The following is a 6,374-nucleotide window of genomic DNA, read 5'->3' as shown; positions in this document are numbered from 1 at the left end:
GTAAGAAAAAGATAAAAAAATAACTTGTAAAAGAAAGAATTGTCCCAAATTTCATTATAAATTCTTCACTATGTGGTAAAAAAGTACAGATAATCGCGATGGCAAGGCCTGTAAAAATAGTTGTTTTACTATGATTTTTAAACTTTAAGAGTTTGCTTATTCCGAAGCTAGTTAAATATAAATAAGTCACTAATGAAGTTAAGATTGGTACAACCCAAATAGAAAGAAAGACAAGGTCTAATCGTTCAATCACTTCATATGATAATGATTTTAGTAAATATAAAATCGGCTCAGGTACAATTTCAATTTCTGCTTTGCTAAAACTCATATAACTTGTAATTAAAAAAAATGTATACAAGATCGTTACGAAACTAATTGAAATTGTTCCAGCTTTTAATATTTTGTTTGGCTTTCCTTTCACATACGGAAATAATACTAACATAAACTCAAAACCCATCATTGAGATTAGCGCATCGTGAGCTCCGAGAAAAATGTTTTTAACCCCCGCTTGTCCGACTGGAAATAAATAGCGATAATTTACATTATTGAAAGAACAAAATTCAAAGAATATCAGAAATAATATTAAAACACAGACAAAAGTAAAAAATCGTCCAATTACTTTCAAATTTTCTTTCGCTAAATATACTCCTGTACAAACGATAAAAATAACTAACACATAAGGCGGCGTAAATGTCAAAATCCATTTTTTAAGAGTCGAAATTGTAAGCATTACGACATAAATCGAGACCATAAAGAAAAATAAAATATAAAGATACGAAATAACCATTCCTATATATTTCCCTACAATTTTCGATGAATATTCATAAATCGTATCTTTCGGAAATCTCGAACCAAGCAACCACATGATGAGTAAGAGTAAAAACACACCGATACCAGCAAGCAATGTAGAAATCCACCCATCATGACCTGCATGTTTATGCACTACATATGGAAGTGAAAGGAGCCCTACGCCAATTTGAGCTTGAATGATGACGAATGTAAATTGCGATATTGATAGCATCTTTTCATTTTTCATCATTTTCCCACCCTCTTGAATTATTTTCTCGTTTAAAATTCTTTGGTAAAGGTGCAAATGGTCGTTTTATCATTTTCCATAATGGCACGCGAACTACGGTATCTTTTAGATCTGATTTTCTAAAAGGTGCAAATGGCGCGAAATATGGTGATCCGAACGATTCAAGTTTACATAAATGGATTAAGATAATACTAAGTCCAAATACAATTCCTATTAATCCTATTAATGAAGCAGCAAACATTAGTGGAAAACCAAGCAAGCGGACAGAGGTTCCGATTTCATTATCTGGTACAACAAATGATGCAATTGCAGTAATTGAGATAACAACAATCATAGTATTTGAAACTAAATTTGCCTGTACGACTGCAGTTCCAATTACTAAACCACCTACAACACCAAGTGTTTGTGCAATCGGATTCGGTAGCCTTATGGCCGATTCTCTAAGTAATTCTAATGTGATTTGCATCCCTAGAGCTTCAATTAATGGTGGGTATGGAACATTTTCTAATGAGCTTTTTACATTAAACACTAAGTCAATTGGAATGATTTCAAAGTGAAAAGAAACTAATGCAATATATAATGCCGGAAATGAAATAGAAATTAAAAAGCTAACCAATCTTAAAATACGTGCAAACGATGCGACCATCCATCGACTATTATAGTCATCAGTTGATTGATAAAATGAGAAAAAAGTAATTGGTAAAACAAGTGCCGAAGGGCTACCATCTGTTAGGATCGCAACCTTTCCTTCCATTAAATTACCAGCTATTCGGTCAGATCTCTCAGTTGTTAATATTTGCGGAAAAGGTGAATATGGGTCATCTTCTATAAACTCCTCAAGATTACCTGGTGAATAGACATAATCAACATTAATATAAGAAAGTCTTCTATGAACTTCCTTAACTAACTCCTCATTGGCAATCGTATCAATATATAAGACTGCTAATCGTGTGTCAGATTCTACCCCTAATGATAAAGTTTTAACAACAAGATTAGGACTACTGATTCTTCGTCTTATTTGATTAATATTTGTCAGTATACATTCTACTAATCCGTCGTGGGAGCCCCTGATCGTTTGTTCACTACTAGGCTCTTGAATTGATCTATTTTGAAAAGAAGTAGTTTCTAAAATAAATACATTTTTTTCAAATTCTGTGAAAATAAGCGTGTAGCCTTTTACAATACTGAGAATACATTCATCAAATGAATCCGAACTTTTAACATCATTAATTGATACTGTATTTGGAATCGTATCCTTTGGATTATTAATAATTTGTTGAATGATTTGGACTTCAAGAGCTTCTCTACCTACAATTGTACTAATATAGACAACTACGATCTTTTTATTTTGAAACATTAAATGTCTAACCGTTAAGTCACTCGTATTTATTAATGATTTCTTTACATACTCTACATTACGATCCAAATCACCACTAATTTCAATTTTTGAATTCTGATTACTTTGTATATGTTTATTTGAACGCATTATGCATTTCACCCAATTTCCAAACTCATACAATTAATTAGACTTATTTTGCGTTAAATTATGGTTATTATTCATTATGAAAATCCAGTATATGTAAAAATAGCTTCATTTGAAAAAAAGGCGATCCTATAAGTCAATGTAATGACTAAGGTCGCCTTTTTATCGTACTTAATTATTCATTTACTCTTTTTTTCCAAATTCCAAGCATGATCGCTGTGATGATTGAGCCAATTAAGATTGCTAGTAAATACAATACAGGTTTATTTACTAACGGAATAACAAATGCTCCACCATGTGGTGCAGGTAATGTAATACCAAAGGCCATTGCAAGTCCACCTGCGATTGAAGAACCTACAACAGAACTTACAATCACTCTTACTGGGTCTGCAGCAGCAAATGGTATCGCTCCTTCTGTTATAAAAGAAATCCCCATAATATAGTTCGTAATCCCTGATTTACGTTCCATTTCCGTAAACTTTGATTTGAAAAGTGTAGTAGCTAAAGCAATTCCTAATGGAGGTACCATACCACCTGCCATAACAGCAGCATGTGGTGCAAAATTATTTGCTGCAATTGCAGCTATACCAAATGTGAATGCAGCTTTATTTATAGGTCCACCCATATCTACTGCCATCATTCCACCAAGAATTAATCCTAAAAAGACAGCGTTTCCACCATTTAAACTACTTAACCAATGAGTTAAAGCTGAATTTAAATAAGTTACAGGAGGATTTACAACTAATTCCATTAAAATACCAGTAATTAATAATCCAAATACTGGATATAATAGAACCGGCTTAATACCTTCTAATGACTTAGGTAACTTAGAAAATACTTTCTTTAGTCCAAGTACAACATAACCAGCTAAGAAACCAGCAATTAAACCACCTAAGAATCCCGCGCCTGCACTTGAAGCTAAAAATCCACCAACTACCCCTGGTACAAATCCAGGTCGATCGGCAATCGAACTTGCAATAAAACCAGCTAGTATAGGAACTAAATAACTAAAAGCGCCAGTTCCTCCAATTTTCATTAGCAATTCAGCAACAGGACCTTTTGTATGAATTCCTCCAAAAGCAAATGCTAACGCAATTAGAATTCCTCCACCAACGACAAAAGGTAACATATTACTTACACCATTCATTAAGTGCTTGTAAATTCCCGAACCTTGATTAGTTGAAGAACTTCCACCACCATTATGATTAGCATGAAAAATTGGTGCATCTTGTTTAACAGCTCTTTCAAGTAATTCCTTTGACTTACGAATTCCATCTGCTACTGGTACTTGGATGACATGTTTTCCATCAAAGCGATTTACTTCAACTTGTTTATCCGCTGCTACGATAATAGCTGCCGCTCTATTAATCTCGTCTATTGTTAATTCATTTTTTATCCCTGTTGATCCATTCGTTTCAACTTTTAAATCAATATTTAATTCTCTTGCTTTTGCCTTTAAAGCATCTGCCGCCATATAAGTGTGAGCAATACCTGTTGGACATGCAGTTACTGCAAGGACTAGTGGACGTGAAGAATCTTCTATAACTGTTTCTTCATTTTCATCATTTAAGGATTTTTCTTTTTGATCGATTAACTGAATAATTTCATTTGCATCTTTTGCACTTAATAATGAGCCACGAAATTCTTCATCCATTAATAGTGAAGATAATCTTGATAATGTTTCTAAATGCGCATTATTTGCTCCTTCACTAGCTGCAATCATAAAAAATAAATGAGCCGGTTGACCATCAAGTGATTCATAATCAATTCCCTCTTTTGATCGACCAAATGCTATGGTAGGAGTCTTAACCGCCGCAGTTTTAGCATGTGGAATTGCAATACCTTCTCCAATTCCTGTTGTACTTTGACCTTCACGTGTTAAAATCGCTTCTTTAAACTGTTGTTGATCGTTTAATTTCCCTGCTTGATTTAAAACTTGTATTAATTCATCAATTACTGACATTTTTGATGATGAATTCAAATCAATGAGAACTGTATCTATTTTTAATAATTCTGTGATTCTCATATTTCGCCCCCCCTAATCTTTTTCAATCTTTACTTGATTAAGTAATTCTTCAATTTTCTCTCTTTTTGTTAAATCCTCTGAAAAAGCTGTAGCGCTACCTGATGCTACACCTACTTTAAATGCAGTTTCGATATTATTTGTTTTTACATAAGTACCAATAAAACCAGCCACAAGTGAATCACCTGCACCGACTGAATTAATTACTTCTCCCTTTGGAACATTTGAAACATAAACAGAAGACTCTGTAATAAGAATCGCTCCATCACCTGCAAACGATATTCCTACATTTTGAGCACCCATTTCAACTAACTTTTTACCGTACGGGATTGCTTGTTCTATTGAATTAATTTTGACATCAAATAAGTCACCTAATTCATGATGATTTGGTTTGATAAAAAATGGACGATGTTTAACCACATCTAAAAGTACTTTTCCACTTGCATCTACAATGATATGAATCTCATTTTCTTGTCCCCACAAAGTCAATTGTTCATATAAATCAGATGGTAATGTATTAGGGATATTACCGGCTAATACAACATAATCACCTTTTTTAATTTGTTTTAATTTATAAAAAAATTGATCTAATTTTTCCTCAGAAATTGCAGGGCCTTGTCCGTTAAATTCTGTTTCTAATTGAGATTTTAATTTTATGTTAATTCTAGAATCGCCTTCTACTTGAACAAAGTCAGATGTAACTCTTTCATTTTCCAAGACATTTTTAATAAAATCGCCTGTAAATCCTCCGACGAAACCAAGTGCTATGCTTTCGACATCTAATCTTTTCAAAACTCTAGAAACATTAATTCCTTTGCCACCAGGAAATTTATTTTCCCTTTTCATTCGATTAATTTTTCCTAACCCTAGATCCTCTACTTCAACGATGTAATCAATTGAAGGATTAAGTGTTACTGTATAAATCATGATTTCACTACCTTTATCAAAGATGTTTTTTCCTCAAATTGTTTGGCTAGTACATCATCTATATCGTCCGTTAAAATAATCGCTTCTTCAATTTCACCAATCTTCGCAAAACTTGTTTCGCCAAATTTACTGTAATCAGCTATTATAAATACTTTCTCTGAAATAGAGATTGCTGTTTTCTTTACAAACGCCTCTTCAGGATCTGGCGTAGTATAGCCAAACTCTGGATGGATACCGTTCGCCCCAATAAAACATTTATCAAACCGATAATTCTTTAAACTTTCAGAGGCCATACTCCCAATCAACGCTTTTGTATGCCCTTTCATTTTTCCACCTATAAGATATGCGGACACTTCATTTTCGAAAAGAGCTTCAACATGCATTAATCCATTTGTAACGACTGTTACATCTAACCCCTTTAATAAAGGAATCATTTCGAATGTAGTACTACCAGCATCTAAATATATACAATCGCCTTCATTAATTTGAGTTACTGCAAGTCCGGCGATTAATTTTTTACTTTGAACGTTTTTGGATGTTTTTTCAGTCATACTTAATTCAGTGGCTTTACTATTGATTGAAGCTGCTCCGCCATGAACTCTTTTTAAGAGATTAAGAGACTCAAGCTCAACTAAATCACGACGAATTGTTGACTCAGAAGTATTTGTAGCCTCTACAATATCCCTTAATTTCACAATACCCATTCTTTTTATCATTTCTATAATGAATTGTTGTCTTTCCGGAGTTAACATAGAATTCATCCTTTCATAAAACCAAGTATAAGACACAAAAAATAAAAAATCAATCATTTTCTTCCAAAAACATTCAACAACAATCTAAATCATTCAAAGTCATTCAAAACCGTTCAAATTTGTAAAAATTTACAAGCTACATTAAACTAAAAA

Annotated in this window: 5 protein-coding genes; all 5 read right to left on the bottom strand. The window is 33.1% G+C overall.

Translation table 11 applies throughout. From position 1 onward, the window contains the following. The coding region (locus tag CN514_RS17405; RefSeq protein WP_176525951.1) for a GerAB/ArcD/ProY family transporter at nucleotides 1–1,036 on the bottom strand (1,036 nt) is incomplete at its 3' end. Beyond that, nucleotides 1,026–2,522 carry a spore germination protein gene (locus tag CN514_RS17400; RefSeq protein WP_098233686.1) on the bottom strand — a complete coding sequence of 499 codons (1,497 nt, stop codon included), beginning with the start codon at nucleotides 2,520–2,522 and terminating at the stop codon, nucleotides 1,026–1,028. The genes CN514_RS17400 and CN514_RS17405, both read right to left, overlap by 11 nt. Nucleotides 2,523–2,694: 172 nt before the next feature. Next, nucleotides 2,695–4,545 carry a PTS fructose transporter subunit IIABC gene (locus tag CN514_RS17395; protein ID WP_098233685.1) on the bottom strand — a complete coding sequence of 617 codons (1,851 nt, stop codon included), beginning with the start codon at nucleotides 4,543–4,545 and terminating at the stop codon, nucleotides 2,695–2,697. 12 nt (nucleotides 4,546–4,557) lie between these two features. Further along, complete coding sequence (gene pfkB, locus CN514_RS17390; protein WP_098233684.1) at nucleotides 4,558–5,469, bottom strand: 1-phosphofructokinase; 912 nt, start codon at nucleotides 5,467–5,469, stop codon at nucleotides 4,558–4,560. Beyond that, nucleotides 5,466–6,221: a DeoR/GlpR family DNA-binding transcription regulator gene (locus tag CN514_RS17385; protein WP_286141733.1), complete on the bottom strand. Its 756-nt coding sequence runs from the start codon at nucleotides 6,219–6,221 to the stop codon at nucleotides 5,466–5,468. The genes pfkB and CN514_RS17385 overlap by 4 nt, the downstream gene beginning before the upstream one ends. Between the last annotated feature and the right edge of the window lie 153 nt (nucleotides 6,222–6,374).

Origin of the sequence: Bacillus sp. AFS001701 (assembly GCF_002559405.1) — a bacterium.
GTDB lineage: Bacteria > Bacillota > Bacilli > Bacillales > Bacillaceae_G > Gottfriedia.
The sequence above is the reverse complement of the archived record's forward strand: the minus strand, read 5'-3'. Positions and strand labels throughout refer to the sequence as shown.